Annotated in this window: 15 protein-coding genes; 8 read left to right on the plus strand and 7 right to left on the minus strand. The window is 62.9% G+C overall.

Features of this window, described 5'->3' with window-relative positions:
- The first annotated feature begins 7 nt into the window (after positions 1-7).
- The 5 genes from AC1Z1G_RS27510 to AC1Z1G_RS27530 are packed head-to-tail and all read left to right on the plus strand — an operon-like array spanning position 8 to position 5101.
- Positions 8-1765: a bifunctional alpha/beta hydrolase/class I SAM-dependent methyltransferase gene (locus tag AC1Z1G_RS27510; RefSeq protein ID WP_483623752.1), complete on the plus strand. Its 1758-nt coding sequence runs from the start codon at positions 8-10 to the stop codon at positions 1763-1765.
- Positions 1765-3096, plus strand: a complete 1332-nt coding sequence (locus AC1Z1G_RS27515) for a phosphatase PAP2/dual specificity phosphatase family protein (protein ID WP_483623753.1) — start codon at positions 1765-1767, stop codon at positions 3094-3096. The genes AC1Z1G_RS27510 and AC1Z1G_RS27515 overlap by 1 nt, the downstream gene beginning before the upstream one ends.
- Complete coding sequence (locus tag AC1Z1G_RS27520) at positions 3086-3538, plus strand: hypothetical protein (RefSeq protein WP_483623755.1); 453 nt, start codon at positions 3086-3088, stop codon at positions 3536-3538. Before AC1Z1G_RS27515 ends, AC1Z1G_RS27520 begins: the two co-directional genes overlap by 11 nt.
- Before the next feature lie 9 nt (positions 3539-3547).
- Positions 3548-4168: a lysophospholipid acyltransferase family protein gene (locus AC1Z1G_RS27525; RefSeq protein WP_483623757.1), complete on the plus strand. Its 621-nt coding sequence runs from the start codon at positions 3548-3550 to the stop codon at positions 4166-4168.
- A complete protein-coding gene (locus AC1Z1G_RS27530) occupies positions 4169-5101 on the plus strand; it encodes a phosphatidate cytidylyltransferase (RefSeq protein WP_483623759.1) in 933 nt (310 codons plus the stop codon).
- Between the two features lie 47 nt (positions 5102-5148).
- Here AC1Z1G_RS27530 and AC1Z1G_RS27535 read toward each other — a convergent pair whose 3' ends face one another.
- Positions 5149-5622: an Lrp/AsnC family transcriptional regulator gene (locus AC1Z1G_RS27535; RefSeq protein ID WP_483623760.1), complete on the minus strand. Its 474-nt coding sequence runs from the start codon at positions 5620-5622 to the stop codon at positions 5149-5151.
- A 144-nt stretch (positions 5623-5766) separates the two neighbouring features.
- Here AC1Z1G_RS27535 and AC1Z1G_RS27540 point away from each other — a divergent pair, with 144 nt between their 5' ends.
- Complete coding sequence (locus AC1Z1G_RS27540; RefSeq protein ID WP_483623762.1) at positions 5767-6393, plus strand: LysE family translocator; 627 nt, start codon at positions 5767-5769, stop codon at positions 6391-6393.
- 2 nt (positions 6394-6395) lie between these two features.
- Here AC1Z1G_RS27540 and AC1Z1G_RS27545 read toward each other — a convergent pair whose 3' ends face one another.
- The 6 genes from AC1Z1G_RS27545 to AC1Z1G_RS27570 form a co-directional block, all read right to left on the minus strand.
- Positions 6396-8528, minus strand: a complete 2133-nt coding sequence (locus tag AC1Z1G_RS27545) for a hypothetical protein (RefSeq protein ID WP_483623764.1) — start codon at positions 8526-8528, stop codon at positions 6396-6398.
- Positions 8515-9717: a DUF3142 domain-containing protein gene (locus AC1Z1G_RS27550; protein ID WP_483623766.1), complete on the minus strand. Its 1203-nt coding sequence runs from the start codon at positions 9715-9717 to the stop codon at positions 8515-8517. Before AC1Z1G_RS27550 ends, AC1Z1G_RS27545 begins: the two co-directional genes overlap by 14 nt.
- Before the next feature lie 373 nt (positions 9718-10090).
- Positions 10091-10930, minus strand: coding sequence for a methyltransferase domain-containing protein (locus AC1Z1G_RS27555; protein ID WP_483623768.1), 840 nt, complete (start codon positions 10928-10930; stop codon positions 10091-10093).
- Positions 10924-11826, minus strand: coding sequence for a class I SAM-dependent methyltransferase (locus tag AC1Z1G_RS27560; RefSeq protein WP_483623770.1), 903 nt, complete (start codon positions 11824-11826; stop codon positions 10924-10926). Before AC1Z1G_RS27560 ends, AC1Z1G_RS27555 begins: the two co-directional genes overlap by 7 nt.
- Positions 11823-13109, minus strand: coding sequence for a glycosyltransferase (locus AC1Z1G_RS27565; RefSeq protein WP_483623772.1), 1287 nt, complete (start codon positions 13107-13109; stop codon positions 11823-11825). Before AC1Z1G_RS27565 ends, AC1Z1G_RS27560 begins: the two co-directional genes overlap by 4 nt.
- The gene (locus AC1Z1G_RS27570) at positions 13103-14692 is read right to left on the minus strand and encodes a glycosyltransferase (protein WP_483623774.1); all 1590 of its coding nucleotides are present in this window, start codon (positions 14690-14692) and stop codon (positions 13103-13105) included. Before AC1Z1G_RS27570 ends, AC1Z1G_RS27565 begins: the two co-directional genes overlap by 7 nt.
- 430 nt (positions 14693-15122) lie before the next feature.
- Here AC1Z1G_RS27570 and AC1Z1G_RS27575 point away from each other — a divergent pair, with 430 nt between their 5' ends.
- Together AC1Z1G_RS27575 and AC1Z1G_RS27580 are read left to right on the plus strand one after the other, a co-directional pair.
- Positions 15123-16037, plus strand: coding sequence for a GDP-mannose 4,6-dehydratase (locus tag AC1Z1G_RS27575; RefSeq protein WP_483623775.1), 915 nt, complete (start codon positions 15123-15125; stop codon positions 16035-16037).
- On the plus strand, positions 16034-17005 hold the full coding sequence (locus tag AC1Z1G_RS27580) for a GDP-mannose 4,6-dehydratase (RefSeq protein WP_483623777.1): 972 nt from the start codon (positions 16034-16036) through the stop codon (positions 17003-17005). The genes AC1Z1G_RS27575 and AC1Z1G_RS27580 overlap by 4 nt, the downstream gene beginning before the upstream one ends.

Genomic DNA, 17005 nt, shown 5'->3' on the forward strand with positions numbered 1-17005 from the left:
TTTTGCAATGCGCGACGCACAGCATCAGACGTTCACGACCCACGATGGCGTAGAGCTGTTCTACCGTCACTGGCCCGCCAGCGCCGCGCCGACCGGCGAGCCCCGCAAAGCGATTCTGCTGTTCCACCGCGGCCACGAACACTCGGGGCGGATTGCCCACCTGGTCGACGAACTGGACATGCCCGAGTTCGACTTTTTTGCCTGGGATGCCCGTGGCCACGGTCAATCCCCCGGTGCCCGTGGTGACAGCCCGAGCTTCGCCACCAGCGTGCGCGACGTGCAGACCTTCTGCGATCACATCGGTGCGACCCACCAGATCACCGAAGAAAACCTGGCCGTGATCGCCCAAAGCGTTGGCGCCGTCATCGTGTCGACCTGGGTTCACGACTACGCACCGCGCATTCGCTCGCTGGTACTGGCCTCGCCGGCGTTCAAAGTAAAACTGTACGTGCCGTTCGCCCGCACGGGCCTGGCGTTGATGCGGACCTTTCGCGGCAACTTTTTCGTCAACAGTTACGTCAAGGCTCGTTTCCTCAGCCATGACCCGGAACGCGTCGCGTCTTACGACAGCGACCCCCTGATCACCAAAGCCATTTCGGTCAACGTGCTGCTCGGCTTGTACGAAGCCGCCGACCGTGTGGTGGCCGATGCCCAGGCGATTCAGGTGCCGACCCAGTTGCTGATCTCCGGCTCCGACTTTGTGGTGCATCGCAAACCCCAAGAGCAATTCTTCGAGCGCCTGGGCAGTTTGCAGAAGGAAAAACACATCCTGCCAGGGTTCTTCCACGACACCCTGGGCGAGCGTGGCCGCGAGGTGGCGGTGAAAAGCGCCAAGCGTTTCATCCTGCAAAACTTCCTGCACCCGCTGAACCGCCCTGCCCTGCTCGACGCCGACCGCATGGGCCCGACCTGCGCCGAATCCGAGTCGCTGGCCGCGCCGCTGCCGCACAACTCGCTGCGTGACCTGTACTGGCGCATGACCCGCGCCAGCATGCGCCTGGGCAGCAAGCTGTCGGCCGGGGTCAAACTGGGCTTCGACACCGGTTTCGACTCCGGCAGCACCCTGGACTACGTCTATCGCAACCAGCCGACCGGCCACACGGCGCTGGGCAAGATGATCGACAAGAACTACCTGAACTCCATCGGCTGGCGCGGTATTCGCCAACGCAAACTGCACGCCGAAGAACTGCTGCGCCTGGCCATGGGCAAACTGCGCGAAGAACAGCGCCCGGTGCGCATCGTCGACATCGCCGCCGGCCACGGGCGCTACATCCTCGAAGCCTTGCAGGGCGTGAGCCCGCTGCCGGAATCGATCCTGCTGCGCGACTACAGCGACATCAACGTGCGCGACGGCAGCGCACTGATCGTCGAGAAAGGCCTGGGCGAGATTGCCCGCTTCGTCAAAGGCGATGCCTTCGACCGCGCCGACCTCGCCGCGCTGGAACCCAAGCCAAGCCTGGCGGTGGTGTCCGGCCTGTATGAGCTGTTCGCCGACAACGCCATGGTCGGCGGTTCGCTGGCCGGTCTGGCCGAAGCGGTCGAGCCTGGCGGTTATCTGGTGTACACCGGCCAGCCGTGGCACCCGCAGTTGGAACTGATCGCCCGCGCCCTGACCAGTCACCGTCAGGGCCAGGCCTGGGTCATGCGCCGCCGCACACAGGCAGAAATGGATCAATTGGTCGAGGCCGCCGGTTTCCGCAAGGTCACCATGCGGGTGGATGAGTGGGGCATCTTCAGCGTGTCGCTGGCGCAACGGGTGCGATGATGAGCCACGCCGCTCTGCCGACGCGCGAGCCCGGCCTGCTGAAACCGGCGGTGCTCTGGCTGCTGTTGCTGGCACCGCTGTTCTTCAGCACCTACGGTTTTGCGACGTGGGTCACCAGCCAGCGCAGCGACGTCGGCACGATGGTGTTCGGCTGGGAAACCCACATGCCGTTCTGGGCCTGGACCATCGTGCCCTACTGGTCCATTGACCTGCTCTACGGTTTCTCGCTGCTGTTGCCCAACACCCGTGCGGAACTCAAGCGCCACGCCTTGCGCCTGCTCACGGCGCAACTGATCGCGGTCAGTTGCTTCCTGATCTGGCCCCTGCGGTTCACCTTCGACCGTCCGCCCATGGACGGTCTGTTTGGCTGGCTGTTCGAAGTACTGGCGGGGTTCGACAAACCGTTCAACCAGGCGCCCTCGCTGCACATCGCGCTGCTGGTGGTGCTGTGGGTGTGTTTTCAGCGGCATACCCAAGGGGTGTGGCGCTGGCTGGTACACGGCTGGTTCGGCTTGATCGGCGTCTCGGTGCTGACCACTTATCAACACCACTTTGTTGACTTACCCACAGGCGCGCTGGCCGGTTGGCTGTGCGTCTGGCTGTGGCCGCTGGACCGCCCGAGCCCGCTGCAATCGGCACGCCTGACCCACGACCGCAAACGCTGGCAACTGGCGATCCGCTACGCGCTGGGCGCCGCACTGTTCGCGGTGCCGGCCTTTGCCTTCGGCGGTGCCTGGCTGTGGTTGCTGTGGCCGGCAGTGGCGCTGTTGATGGTGGCGCTGAACTACAAATGGCTCGACGCCGCAGGGTTTCAGAAGCGTGCCGACGGTCGCCTGACCCCGGCCGCGCGTTGGTTGTTCGCCCCGTACCTGGGCGCAGCGTGGATCAATTCACGGCTGTGGACACGCCGCCATCCACAGCCCGATCAGGTTGTGGATAACGTTTGGCTGGGGCGCATTCCCACAACCCGGCAATTGCAGGACAGCCCGTTCGACGCGGTGCTCGACCTGTGCGCCGAGCTGTCGCTGGACCCGCAAGGCCGGCCGTACCACGCGCTACCGGTGCTCGACCTGACTGCACCGACCGCCGAACAATGCCGGGAAGCGGCGTTGGCCATTGAACGCTTGCGTCAACACGGGCCGCTGTTGGTCTGCTGTGCCCTGGGTTACTCGCGCAGTGCCACGGCCATTGCCGCCTGGTTGCTGCACACGGGCCGGGCCGCCAGCGTCGATGCCGCCGTGGTACAGATTCAGCGGGCCCGCCCGCAAATCGTCTTGCACCCGGCCCATCGCCATTCCCTGGAACAGATGAGGAACACCGATGGCCGTTGACCTGCAACTGGATGTCGTCGCCAGCCTGCTGCGACGTGGCAAGGCACTGGATCAGTTATCCACAGGGCTGACGCTGATCGGCGCGGCCATTGGCTTGGTTCCTATGCTCGTCTACGGCAACCTGTGGATGCACGGCCTGTGCGCCGTGCTGGTTATCTTCGGCCTGCTGCAAAAATACTGGGCGCTGCGGGTGGCCTTCGATGCGGATCTGTTCCAACTCATGGCCGACTCTACGCAGCCATTGCCGGAACGCACCCTCGCACTCGATCAGGCATTGCAAAACCTGCGCCTGAAACCGGCCAACGGCGCAGACCGGTCCTGGGACGAGCGCAGTCGCGGTGCACTGAAGCTGTTGCGCAACCAGACACAAATGCTCGCGGCGCAAGCGCTGCTGGCCGTCGCCGCCATCATTGCCAGCCCTGCGCTGGGCTTCATTCGATAAGGAACCCTCATGTTCGAACCCGTGGTCGCTAGCCTTATCACCTCCGCCGCCCGCACGGTCACGGGCGCACGCAGCCTGTGGCTCGGTTGCGCGCCCACCATGGCGCAGCGCATTTATTACGCCAACCACAGCAGCCACGGCGATTTTGTGCTGCTCTGGGCCTCGCTTCCCCCGCCCCTGCGTAAAGTCACGCGGCCGGTGGCCGGGATCGACTACTGGAAAAAAGGCGTGGTCCGGCCCTATATCATCAACCGCGTATTCAACGGGGTGTTGATCGAACGCGAACGCAAGGACCCTGTGGATAACCCTTTGCAGCCCATGATCGACGCGCTGGAGAACGGTGATTCGCTGATCATCTTTCCCGAAGGCACGCGCAACCTGGAAGACGGCTTGCTGCCCTTCAAGAGCGGGATTTATCACTTGGCCAAACGTTATCCACAGGTCGAAGTAATCCCCGTATGGATCGACAACCTCAACCGCGTGATGCCCAAAGGGCGCGTGCTACCGTTGCCGCTGCTGTGCACCACCCGTTTCGGGGCACCGCAGGTGCTCGCCGAAGACGACAGCAAAGAGCAGTTTGTCGAACGCTGCCGCAACGCATTACTGGCCCTGGCCCCGGAGCATTCCTGAATGGATAAGCAAACCCTGATGCTGTTCGCAGGGATCGGCGCGATTCTGGTGCTGGCCTCGTTGATCGGTTTCATCCTCAAACTCAAAACCCGTGGCACGCCGAACTCGGTGATCGACAACCTCAACGCCCGGATCAACGCCTGGTGGGTGATGGTGGTGGTGATCGGTATCGCCTTCTGGCTCGGCACCAGTGCGGTGATCCTGTTGTTCTATGCGGTGTCGTTCTACGCCCTGCGCGAGTTCCTGACCCTGACCCCGACCCGGCGCAGCGATTACCCCGCGCTGGTGGCGGCGTTCTACCTGGCGCTGCCGCTGCAATACCTGCTGATTTACTCGGACTGGTACGGGTTGTTCTCGATCTTTATTCCAGTCTACGTGTTCCTGCTGCTGCCGATCCTCGCCTCGCTGGGCGGTGACAGCACGCACTTCCTGGAACGGGCCTCGAAGGTGCAATGGGGGCTGATGATCGCGGTGTTCTGCGTGTCGTTCGTGCCCGCGCTGCTGACCCTCGACATCGCAGGCTACGAAGGCCGCAACCTGCTGCTGATCGCCTACCTGGTGATCGTCGTGCAACTGTCGGACGTGTTGCAGTACGTGTGCGGCAAGTTGTTCGGCAAACACAAGATCGCGCCGAACCTGTCGCCGTCGAAAACCGTTGAAGGTTTCGTCGGCGGGATTTTGCTGGCCTCGATGATCGGTGCGGCGCTGTGGTGGATCACCCCGTTCAACATCTGGCAGTCGTTCCTGATCGCACTGTTGATCAACCTGCTGGGGTTTGCCGGTGGCATTGTCATGTCGGCGATCAAACGCGACCGTGGCGTGAAGGACTGGGGCCACATGATCGAAGGCCACGGCGGCATGCTCGACCGCCTCGACTCGGTGTGTTTCGCCGCGCCGATCTTCTTCCACCTGGTTCGGTACTGGTGGACCTGAGGCCAATCGCCGGTGATGCCCGGAAGACGGGCAACACCGGCGCCGCATCACGCCGGTAAATGCCCCAACGGCAGCGGCCCTGGGGTTTTCACGGTGTGAATCGCGAAGTTACTGCGGATATCACTCACGCCCGGCAGCTTCAGCAGGCTGCCGGTGAGGAAACGCTCATAGCCGCGCAGGTCCGGCACCACCACTTGCAGTAAAAAATCTGACTCGCCGGACACCAGGAATGCCGAAATTACCTCGGGCAACGCGGTCACGGCCAAGCGAAAGGCATCGGCTTCTTCTTCGTTGTGACGCTCGACCTTGACCCCGACAAACACCGTCAGTCCCAACCCGACTTCGTCGCGGTCGAGGTTGGCCTGGTAACCGCGAATCACCCCCGCCTCTTCCAGCATCCGCACCCGGCGCAAACACGGCGAAGCGGACAGACCGATTTCGTCCGCCAGTTGCACATTGCTCAGGCGTCCGTCCCGTTGCAACGCGGCGAGGATTCGGCGGTCGTAGGCATCCAGTTTCATGATTTGGCAGTTCCCGACTGTTTTCAGTCATCGATTGGCAGAAGCTGCCAAGTCTAGCGGCTCTGCGGGCGGATTACGCAAGCACCTGCCCCGCCCTTGCGCTCTAGACTGGGCTGACCAAATCGACAACGAATGGGGTGCAGCATGGCAGAGCTCTGGATGTTCTTTATCGCCGTGGCGGTGGTTTACCTGTTGCCCGGGCCAGACATGATCCTGCTGCTGCAAACCGGCGCCCGGCAGGGTAAAACCGCTGCGCTGGCCACGGCCATCGGCCTGGCCATCGCCCGCAGTTGCCACGTGGTGCTGGCCGCACTGGGCCTGGCGACCCTGTTCAAGGCAGCACCCTGGACCTTCGACGTGGTGCGCCTGGTCGGGGCCGCCTACCTGTTATGGCTGGGGGTCCAGTGCCTGCGTTCCAACCTGCTGCCCACCCTGAACACTACTGGCGCCGCCCCCACACTGGCATGGCGCGAGTCCATCCAACGCGGCGTACTGACCAACCTGCTCAACCCCAAGGCGTTGCTGTTCTGCTCAGTGTTGCTACCGCAGTTTATCGACCCGCAGGCAGGCTCCGTGCTGGCGCAATTCGCCAGCCTCGGGGCGCTGCTGGTGATTGCCGGGTTGATGTTCGACAGCGTTTACGCGCTGATCGGCGCATGGCTCGGCCGCTGGCTGGAGCGCAGCCCATCGGCGCAGCGCGCTCAACAATGGCTGTTTGGCAGCCTGCTGATCGGTTTCGCACTGCGCCTGACGTTCGTCCAGCAGGCCTGACCTTAACGCTTGGCGCGTCGACGGTTCCAGAGCAGGAACACCGCCCCGAGCACCAACACGCTGGCGCCAGCGATCAGCGCCAGTTTGAACGGCCGCAATGCCGAGCGAACGGCGTCCACAGCCTGGGTCACGTAGCGCTTGTTGGCCGTGTCGAAGGTCGGTTCCTCACAGTTCTCACCGAAGTTTTCCGCCCACTGCACGTACGGCCCCTGGTTGATGTAACGCTGGTAGTAAGTCAGTTCATCGTCACTGCCACGGGTCCAGCGCGCGGCCTTGCACAGCACGGCGGCAAACGCCTGGCTGCTGTGGGGCAGGAAGTTGGCTGAGTCATTGGCCAATTGGGCGGCCACGTACCGATAGTGATAACGCACATCCGGCGTAGCCTGGGTCGCTTGCTGACGCTGGACCTCGGCGGCGGTGATGAACGGGCCGGCCTCAACCGGCGGGATCTCCAGGCTGTACATGCCTTCCAGCGCGTGAAAGTCCGGCCCCATCTCGTAGCCCAACAACTCCATGCCCGACTCGCGAGCCAGTTTGGCCGCCTGGTAATAGGCTTCGGCGCGGGCGGTGGGCAGCCAGCGCGATTCGGCGTCCTGACGATACTGGCCGTAGGCCTTGGCCTTCGCTTGCAGCTCGGGGCTGTCGAAATAGCCCGGAGCCTGATCGTAATGACCCTCGCGCAACAATCTGCGGCCCAGCAGTTCGCGCAATTGCGCGGCAATCGGCAAGGTCTGGTAGTAACCGCTTTCCTGCTTGGGGGTCGGCGGTGGCGCGGGCACATGGCTGTCGACGTACTGCTTGAGTTCGTCGAGGGTCAGCACCCGCTCGGCGATGCTCGCGGCGTCCTGCCAATACACGTCATCGCTGCGGTACAACTGATCGAAGGCTTGCAGGTAGTCACCGCGCTCAAGCGCCAGCACCGCGCTTTCACCCTCGACCCGGCAACCGGGTCTGAGCGTTTCGTAATAGCCGCTCTCGTCGGTGCGATAGCCCCAGCTCTCGGTCTGCGGGAAGGCTTTGGCGGCCTTGGCATAAGCGCTGGCCGCTGCAGCCTTGTCGCCGGCACGCAGCGCCAGTTTGGCCCGCAGCCACCAGGCCAGGCCACCGTCGCCAGCGTGTTCGAGCAAGGTCTGGGTGGTGGTGTAATCACCGATCTGATAGTTCAGCGCGGCCAGTCGGTCGGCATTTTCAAGGCTGCCGGCAGTGCTGAGAATCAGCGCCTTGATCAATTTTTGCTCAGATGGTGGTTGCTCGCCGTAAGACCAGCCCATATGGCTGATGAGCGCCGCCGTGATCAATTGCTGCACCGGTTTGCCTTCCAGCAACTGCGCCAGTTCCGCGTCCGGCATCGCACTCAGTTGCGCCACCAATTGCTTGAGGGAACTGAGGCCCACCGGTGACCCGTGCAGGGATTGCGTCGCATACAGGCCAATGGCGCCGTTCCAGTTACCGTCTTCCAGCAGCAAGCGGGCCTCTTCGCCCAGGCTGGCAATGCCCAATTCCTGCGGGTCGCTGAAACCGTCGGCGCTCAATTGCCGCGTCTGCTGGAAGGCCTTGCGGGCCAGCAACAGCAGGTCGCGACGGGCCAGTTCGTCGAGATCGTTGGCTTGCACGCTGCTGGCGTACAAGGCACGGCCCTGCGAGTACGCGGCCCAGGTGCTGCGCAAGGCCCGTTGATCGGCTGGCAACGCCAGCACCTGGCGGAAATACTCCGCGGCCTGCTGATACTCGCCCGCGGTGAAGGCCACGGCGCCGGCGCTGTACAGACTCAATTCAGCCGGCAGGCTCGCGCCCTGGATCAACGCGTGTTGAGGGTCCTTGAGCTGGCGCAATTGCGCCACCAGCGTTTGTTGGGCGGCGCTGAGGCCGATCTGTTCGGCCTTGGTTTTTTCCTGTTCGTAGGGGTCGCCGTCACCGTAGTAACCGTAGCCCAGCGTGGCGGCGGTGGCCGGTTTCAGCCCGGCGATGGCGCTGCCCAGACGGCTGGCTTCGAACTGGAAGCTGCCTTCCGGCAGTTCGGCCAGGGTGTGCGCCCGATCACTGAGCAAACGCAGGGGGAAGTCCGGCCCGCAGGCCAGCGCCGAGCCCAGCGGCAGGCTGAGGGTCAGGCACAGCAGGCCGTTACGGATAAACATGAGAACCTCCTTGATCAATAAATGTACAGCGCGCCCAACCTACGGCACGCGCCGCGCCTGCCGGCAAACGGCCTTCTTTGAGGCGGGTGAAGGTGAGCTGTTCGGGACTTTGTTGCAACGTATATCCACCCAAAGCGTCGGCACCGTCACAGTGCGAAACCGCCAGTGTCACGCGCTCGGGCCAGGCGCTGTCGAGGTTGCCGGTGTTGTTCACGGCAATGTCGTACAGACCGTCGGTGTTCGCGAGGTTCAGCGCCAGTTGGCTGTTCAAGGCATCGCCCCGCGCCACGGCGCGCAACGTGGCCAGGCTCCAGGCTCGACGGTCGCCCTTGAGCGGCAGGCGAAACCAGATCAGACCAGCCAGGTGGGCCGGCGGCTCGGCACGCATTTGGGCCGCCAGCCGCGACAATTGCTGCGGGTCGGCGAGCAATTCCCGACGCGGGCCAGCGTCGTCGATCGGCACTTCACTTTCCACCACCGGGGCGCCATCGGCGTTCGACAGCAATGCCACGCCGTAGGCCGGCAAGGCCAGGTAATAAGGATTGGGGGTGATGCGGCTCCAGCGTTCGGCCCATTGTTTTGCTTGCCTGGGGTCGAACAAACCTTGCTCGGGGTCGCTCACCGCGTGCACCTGCAACACACTGCTGTCGACCACCGCCAACAGCGCCGGCAAGGTGGAACTGTCGAGCCAGGCCGGCAATGCGGTGATGCTCAGTTTCAGCGACGCAGGCAGCACGCTGCGCAGCTCGACAAGAAACTCACGATAGGCCGGCAACCGCGCATTGCCGGCGTCGTGGTCAATTTCCACGCCCGCCAGCGTCAGGCCCTGAGCCTGCCAGTCCGTCAGTACGTTGAGGATCTGTCTGCGCACTTCGGCCTGGTCCAGTTGCTTGAGCTGGCCATCCAGGCGAATCACCGCGATCAGTGGGCGGCCATCACGTTTCAACAGCGCCGGATCGATCCGGGCGCGGCTCCAGCCCGCGCCGGAGAACGCCTGCAAGGCCAGCACACGCAAGGTCGAAAAGTCCGCGCGGCTCTGGGCCAACGCATCCTCGTGGGCCTCGGTCCATTGGCGCTGCCAAACGTAGAGTTGCTGGTCCAGCGGCGGCGCCTCCTGAGGCTGGCACCCGCCCAACAACCACAGGCCCGCAAGCAAAGCCGAGCAGCGAACAAAAAAAGACGCGGACATAAACCCCTTCGAACCGACACGTTATCCCTGAACGCAAAAAGGGCCTTCACGGCCAAATGCTAGTCAGTTAAGAAAACTCAGCGTCTGAATGCTCTGCTCTGATCCAAAATCTACCCCTCACCCCAACCCTCTCCCCAAAGGGGCGAGGGGGAAAGGGAGCAGATCTCCATGCCTTTCAAAACCGGAGTTCGACTTGGACTTTCAGGTCGATGTCACTCGAATGAACACCACCGTCAGTTCCCTCGCCCCTCTGGGGAGAGGGTTAGGGTGAGGGGTGGTTCTTGAGCCTGGCAAACAGCCTGAAGCATTCCTCGTAAAGTGACGTCAACTGATCGGCATTACCTTCACGGCCCTGTTTGCAATACGCGCCAGCCTACTCAGCCAAGGGCTTTCGGGCAATGATCACCTGACTTTTCGCCACCGCCGAGTCCAGCGCCTGCTTGAGCTGCGGCCCACGGGGCGAGGCGAGAATCATCTGCCACATTTCGGCCCAATGATTGAGCAACGGGTGATCGGCATTGTGCAGATCGACCTTGGCGTCCCAGAACAACAGCATCCACAGCGACCAGTAGAACCCGTACTGGCTATGGCTCAGCACCTCCAGGCCACTGTCGCCGACCATCTGCTTGAACTGGTCCTCGCTGATGACCCGGATGTGGTTGGGCTTCTGGAAGTACTGCGGCGCGGCAATGTCTTTTTGCAGGTTTTCGGAGCTGGGGTGCGGCACGCTCAGCAGGTACAGCGCACCAGGCTTGCCGACGCGCACCAGTTCGGCCAGGAACTGCGCCGGGTCGTCGACATGTTCGATGACTTCGGTCGACACCACCCGCGTGGCCGTGGCATCGGCCAGCGGCAGCGGGTTGCCGTCGGTGACGTGACATTCGACGTCACGGGCCGGGGTGTCTTTGAGGCGCTCGGCGGTGGCGGCAATTTTCTCGGCGTCGATGTCGGCGACAATGATTTTCGCCCCGCGCATGGCACAGAAATGCACATTGCCGCCGTCGCCGCAGCCAACGTCCAGCACGGTGTCTTGCGCAGAAATGTGGAACCCGGTGTACAGCTCGTTCGTGGCCTGGTTGAACCAGCCGCTGAGCACAGCGTCCATCAACCCCAGCTCATAGGCGTCGACCTTGGCCGCTGGCGGCACGTGGGCAACGACCGGCGCCGGAACGGGTTCTTTGCCTTTCGTGAGGTTTTTCAAGCGGCTCAGCATGCGGTGGCTCCAGAGGATGAAGAATCGGCCGGGGCCGGTTTACGGGCGATGATGACCTGACTCTTGGGCATGAACTGGTCCAGCAACCGCTTGATCGCCAACCCGTCGGGCTGCGCCAGCAAGTCTTGCCAGGTCCTGGCCCAACTCTCCATCAGCGGCGGGTACGGGGCCTGGATCCGGTCACGCACCGCGCCGCCGGGGTCGCGCCCGGCCGCCCGTTCGCTGGCCCAGAAAAAAATCATCCCCATGACCCAGAAAAACCCGTTGCCCTGGCGATGCTCGATAACCAGCCCGGCGCTTTCCACCAGTTCGGTGAAGCGCTCGCGGGTGAAGACTTGAATGTGATTCGGCGCCTGAAAATAGGCCGGTGGCGCGATGCCTTGCTGCAACTGCTCGCCCACCGCGTCCGGAACGCTGAGCAAATACTGCGCACCGGGGCGGCCCATGCGCACCAGTTCCGCCATGAACAGCTCGGGGTGCTCGACATGTTCCAGCACTTCCATACAAACGATTTTGTTCGCGCAACCCTCCGCCAGCGGCAACGGCAGGCTGTTGCTGACCACGCCCAGCGACGGTTTCGCGCTCTGCGCCTGGACCTGATCCGCGAGGTCGCGGACCTTGTCGAACTCACTGTCGGCAAAGATCACCGAAGCGCCCTGGCGCACCGCAAATAGTGTCGCCACACCTTCGCCGCAACCGACATCCAGCACGGTGTCGTCCGGGCCGATGGCAAAACCCTTGAGCAACTCACCGCTGTCGCCCAGGAACCAACCGTCGAGCACTGCATCCTGCAAACCGCAGTCACGGGGCGAACCGACGCTGGGAGGTGCCAGCGTCACGGGCGCTGGCATCGGCGGCGACAATGGGCGCAAGCGCCGCAGCCACCGGCCAATCATGCCGAGGTGCCCGCGTGGTGCTGCAAGACCTGTGCAAGGAACCCTTCCAGGCGTTGCTCGGCACGGGCCTGACTGCAGAAATGTTCGAGGCTGGCCACCGCGCTGGCCGACATCCGCGCGTAACGGGCGGTGTCGTTTTTCGCCACGTCGTAACTGGCCTGATACGCCGAGCACAGCGAATCCCAGTTCGTGATGTAACGCAGGGTCCGGTAGGCCGCGCGCGGGTCGTGGGGCCACGCGGTCAGCTCATCGGTGGAATCGACGATGAAGCTGTTGTCGTGGTTGATGTAATCGGCCATCGCCGTGTTGCAGGGTGCCACCGCCGGTTTGCCGCACGACATGAATTCCATCAGCGGCAGGCACTGGCCTTCGCCAAAGGAACTGTTGACCACATAGGAGGTGGCTTCCACCAACCGCTCGTAATCGGCGTCGGCCAAATAACCGTGGATCAGCACGATGCGACAGCGATAGGACTGGTTCTTGTAGAGGTGATGCAGCATGTCGTTGAGGGCGACATCGATGTCATGGTGGGTCAGTTTCAGCACCAGCGTGGCGTCCTCGGTATCGCGGAACGTGGTGCAGAACGCGCTGATCATGTCCTGCCAGTTCTTGCGCCCGTCGTAGGGGTTGAACACTGCACTGTAGACCACGCCGTCGAGCAGCAACTCGCAATCGGGACTGGAGGTGGGCACGGGCGGGAAACCCTCGAGCAGGGCCTGCGGGCCATAAGCGCCGAGGTCCAGCGTGCGGCTGTCGATCAACAGCCCGCGCAGATGCAAGGTCACCTGATCGGCCTGGGGCTTGCGCTCCAGTTGTCGGCCGAGCGTGGCAAAACGGTCCCAGACTGGCGCGGGGATCGCACAGATCGGGTACTGCGCGCCCATCGCGTCACGCACCGCGTTGACGGTGTAGCTGGAATGGGTGATCGCTGCCCCGCACGCCCCCAGCACCCGGCGCCAGTCGTGGCGCGGCTCGTCGTGCCAGCTTTCGGTGGGGATGGTGCTGAACTCCCAGGCGAACACCGGGAGCGTCGGGCAGGCGTAGTGCATCGGCGTGCGATGGGGTGGCGAGAACGACAGAAACACACACGCCTCGCCCCGGCTCTGGCAGTCGGCGTACAAGCGATCCACCAGTTCGTCCGGGTTGCTGACTTCCAGCACCTGGCCCAGGCGTTCCAGCACCGGGCGAAATTCCTTGAGCACGAAGTAGTAGCTGTACTCGGGGCGCCCCAGGTTCTGCGCAATGGTGCTCTTGTTGGTTTCCGAATGAATAATGATCAGCATGAGGGGCTCCCCGCCACGGCCACGCTCTGCGCATCAACCGTCTCGGTTAAAGGCGTCAACCGCAGGAAATCGGCCAGCCGCTGCTGCACCGGGGCAAAGCCGCAGTAATCACGCATGCGTTCGCTCGCCGCCACGGCCATTGCCTGATAATCGGCGGGACGCTCCTTGGCCATGCGATAGCTGTCCTGGTAAGCGGTTTTCAGCGAGCCCCAATCGGGGCGATGGCGCAAGGTGCGGAATAGGATGCGCGAGTCCTGCGGCCAGACCGCCGGCTCGTGGCTGGACGCGACGACGAAAGCCACGCGCTCGTCGATGTAATCGAGCATCGCGGTGTGCGCCGGGGCAATCACCGGTTTGCCACACGACATGAACTCCATCAACGGCAGGCACAGACCTTCACAGCGCGAGGCGTTGACATAGAAACTGGCCGCGCCGTACAGCCGTGCATAGTGTTCGTCGTCCAGATAGCCGTGCATGACCACCACCCGGCAGGCAAACGGTGACAACTGCGAGAGCAGGGTCAGCAGGTGCACGTAGTAGGTCGACAGGTCGCTCTGGGTCATCTTCAGCACCAGCGTCGCATCCTCGACGTCGCGCATCGCCCAGCAGAAAGCGCTGATCAGTTGATGCCAGTTCTTGCGCCCGTCATCGGGGTTGAACACGCTGACGTACACCACCCCGTCGACCTGGGTTTCGACCCACTGCGTGGTGTCTGGCAGCACGGCTTGCGGGTGTTCTTCCACAGGCTCCGGTGGCGGTGCAATCACAGGCGTTGGCTGCACCGGACGCAGGCGCGCGATCAGCGCTTGCAGGCGCTCAGGCACCAGGTCACGAAAGCCTTCGCGGTAGGCCTCGCGCAGGTAATGCCGGGCGATGAACAAGCGCCGTGGCAGCGTTTGACCGGTGCCCTCGCGCAGGCTTTCACGCACATAGTGCCGGGCGATAAAGGCGCGCCGACGCCAGGTCAGCGGCGGCGGTTCGACCTCGACCGCAGGTTCCGTCGGCTCCAGCAGCGGCGCAATCAAGCCGTCCGCCGACAACCCCAGCGGTCGGCTGTCGAGGATAAAACCCTTGATCCGCAAGGTCGTGCCGGGATTGACCGGTATACTCGCGAACTGGCTGCGCACCTCGGCGTAGCGCTCCCACAATGGCGTGGGCAGCACCAGCACCGGGAAGTCTTCGCCCAGCACGTGCCGTATGGCGCGGGCGGTGTGGCTGGACAGGGTAATCACCCGAGCGTGGCGGGCCAGGGTCCGGCTCCAGTCCTGATTCGGGTCGTTGTCCCACTGCTGGTCGGGGATCGTGTCGAATTCCCAGGCCACCACGCACAGGGTCGGACATTGCAGGTCGCTCGGGGTTTTGTGAGGCGGGGCGAACGAGAGAAACAGGCTGTCCTGGCCCTTGAGCAGCAGGTCCCGATAGAGCGGATCGACCTCGGCGGTGGACGTGACCACGTGAACGTGCCCAAGGCTTTCGAGCACCGGGCGGTAGGCCTTGAGTACGAAGTAATAGCTGTACTCGGGAAGCCCCAGGCTCTGGCTGATCGAGTGGTCGTTGACGTCCGAATAGAGAATGAAATTCATGGCATCCCACGATGAAGCCGCCATCCCGGCAACTTCACTCTATGACGGTCGAGCCACGGATCGGGCCTGAGGTCGTCAGTGCTCGTCCATCGTCTTCATGCCCGTCTACGTTCTTGTTTTATGGGTCAGTTTCGCCTGGCGAAAAAGCAGCCACGCGGATCCCTGGGCGGTCGTGACGAGGGGCATTCTAAACACATCCGTTGGGGATTCGTGAACAGCCCGTCGTGAATAAATCAGGCTACGCTGACGAGAACTGACCGGTCACGGTTGGACCTGTTGAAATTACCGCGCAATTGGCACAGATTGGCTGCCAAACAACTACAACAAAGACTTCGCATGTCAGATTTTTCCGTAAGAGCGGTCTGTGCTCGGCGGATAAGTCCCATTAAATATGGGCATGGACGAAGTATGCTGAATGAGGGGTCGCTGCTTGAAAAAGCGTCTGTTCGTTACGGGTCTGAGTGGATTCGTAGGACGTCACATCCAATCCCGTCTGAACACTCCCGACTCGGGTTGGGAACTCTTGTCCGTCAACTCGCGTTTTGATTTGTGTGATCGAAACAGCCTCGACGGGCTGTGGCCACAGATGCCCGATGCCGTGATTCACCTGGCCGGCCAAACCTTCGTCCCCGACGCTTTCCGCGACCCGGCCAAGACCCTGCAAGTCAACCTGCTGGGCACCCTGAACCTGCTTCAAGCCCTCAAGGCCCGTGGCTTCAACGGCACCTTCCTGTACGTCAGCTCCGGCGATGTCTATGGCCAGGTTGGCGAGAGCGACCTGCCGATCACCGAGCAACAACTGCCCTGCCCGCGCAATCCGTATGCCGTGAGCAAACTCTCGGCCGAGTTCCTGACGTTGCAATGGGGCCTGAGCGAAGGCTGGCCGGTGCAGGTCGCACGCCCGTTCAACCACATCGGTGCCGGGCAGAAAGACAGTTTTGCCATTGCCAGTGCCGCGCGGCAGATCTGCCGCATCCAACAAGGCCTGCAAGCGCCGGTGCTGGAAGTCGGCGACATTGACGTGACGCGGGATTTTCTCGACGTCAGCGACGTGGTGTCGGCCTACCTGGCGCTGCTCGAGCGCGGCGAACCGGGTCAGGTCTACAACATCTGCTCGGGGGTCGAGCAAAGCATTCGCAGCCTGATCGAACAACTGGCCGACATCGCCCAGGTCGATCTGCAACTGGTTCAGGACCCTGCGCGTCTTCGTCGCGCAGAACAGCGTCGTGTCTGTGGCAGCCCCGCCAGGCTTTCACACGCCACCGGATGGGCGCCTGAAGTCACCACATCTCAATCCCTGCGGGCGATCCTGTCCGACTGGGCGTCACGGGTACGACAAGAATGACAAAAACTGCATTGATCACAGGGATCACCGGTCAAGACGGCGCCTACCTGGCCAAACTGCTGCTGGACAAGGGATATCAGGTCTTTGGCCTGGTGGCCCGGCGCAGCAGCGATTCACGTTGGCGTCTGCGTGAAATGGGCATCGAGGGCGATATTCATTACCTGGACGGCGACATGGCCGACGCCTGTTCGGTACAGCGTGCGGTGATCAAGTCGGCGCCGGATGAAATCTACAACCTGGCCGCCCAGAGCTTTGTCGCGGCGTCCTGGGATCAACCGGTCACCACCGGCATCGTCGACGGCCTGGGCGTGACCCACTTACTTGAAGCGATCCGCCAGTTCAGCCCGCACACCCGTTTTTACCAGGCGTCCACCAGTGAAATGTTCGGGTTGATCCAGGCCGAACAGCAGGACGAGAACACGCCGTTCTACCCGCGCAGCCCGTATGGCGTGGCCAAGCTCTATGGCCACTGGATCACCGTGAACTACCGCGAAAGCTTCAACCTGCACGCCAGCAGCGGCATCCTGTTCAACCACGAGTCGCCTCTGCGCGGGATCGAGTTTGTCACCCGCAAAGTCACCGACGCCGCCGCCCGCATCAAGCAGGGCAAGCAGCAGGAACTGCGCCTGGGCAACATCGACACCAAACGCGACTGGGGTTTTGCCGGTGACTACGTCGAAGCCATGTGGCTGATGCTGCAACAGGACAAGGCCGATGATTTCGTGGTCGCCACCGGGGTCACTACCACCGTGCGCGAAATGTGCAGGATTGCCTTCGAACACGTGGATTTGAACTACCGTGACTTCGTAAAAATCGACCCGGCGTTTTTCCGCCCGGCAGAAGTCGATGTGCTGTTGGGCAACCCGGCCAAGGCCCAGCGAATTCTCGGCTGGAAACCCAGGACCGACCTGGACACCCTGATCCGCATGATGATGGATGCGGACATGAAACGCGTCGCCAAGGAGTAG

It is taken from the genome of Pseudomonas sp. JL27(2026) (assembly GCF_056933555.1).

Bases quoted from the DNA above. Each gene is read 5' to 3' on its own strand.
- AC1Z1G_RS27535 (WP_483623760.1), bottom strand. From the start codon at position 5,622: ATGAAACTGGATGCCTACGACCGCCGAATCCTCGCCGCGTTGCAACGG.
- AC1Z1G_RS27550 (WP_483623766.1), bottom strand. From the start codon at position 9,717: ATGTCCGCGTCTTTTTTTGTTCGCTGCTCGGCTTTGCTTGCGGGCCTG.
- AC1Z1G_RS27555 (WP_483623768.1), bottom strand. From the start codon at position 10,930: ATGCTGAGCCGCTTGAAAAACCTCACGAAAGGCAAAGAACCCGTTCCG.
- AC1Z1G_RS27525 (WP_483623757.1), top strand. From the start codon at position 3,548: ATGTTCGAACCCGTGGTCGCTAGCCTTATCACCTCCGCCGCCCGCACG.
- AC1Z1G_RS27560 (WP_483623770.1), bottom strand. From the start codon at position 11,826: ATGATTGGCCGGTGGCTGCGGCGCTTGCGCCCATTGTCGCCGCCGATG.
- AC1Z1G_RS27520 (WP_483623755.1), top strand. From the start codon at position 3,086: ATGGCCGTTGACCTGCAACTGGATGTCGTCGCCAGCCTGCTGCGACGT.
- AC1Z1G_RS27565 (WP_483623772.1), bottom strand. From the start codon at position 13,109: ATGCTGATCATTATTCATTCGGAAACCAACAAGAGCACCATTGCGCAG.
- AC1Z1G_RS27510 (WP_483623752.1), top strand. From the start codon at position 8: ATGCGCGACGCACAGCATCAGACGTTCACGACCCACGATGGCGTAGAG.
- AC1Z1G_RS27570 (WP_483623774.1), bottom strand. From the start codon at position 14,692: ATGAATTTCATTCTCTATTCGGACGTCAACGACCACTCGATCAGCCAG.
- AC1Z1G_RS27540 (WP_483623762.1), top strand. From the start codon at position 5,767: ATGGCAGAGCTCTGGATGTTCTTTATCGCCGTGGCGGTGGTTTACCTG.
- AC1Z1G_RS27530 (WP_483623759.1), top strand. From the start codon at position 4,169: ATGGATAAGCAAACCCTGATGCTGTTCGCAGGGATCGGCGCGATTCTG.
- AC1Z1G_RS27580 (WP_483623777.1), top strand. From the start codon at position 16,034: ATGACAAAAACTGCATTGATCACAGGGATCACCGGTCAAGACGGCGCC.
- AC1Z1G_RS27545 (WP_483623764.1), bottom strand. From the start codon at position 8,528: ATGTTTATCCGTAACGGCCTGCTGTGCCTGACCCTCAGCCTGCCGCTG.
- AC1Z1G_RS27515 (WP_483623753.1), top strand. From the start codon at position 1,765: ATGAGCCACGCCGCTCTGCCGACGCGCGAGCCCGGCCTGCTGAAACCG.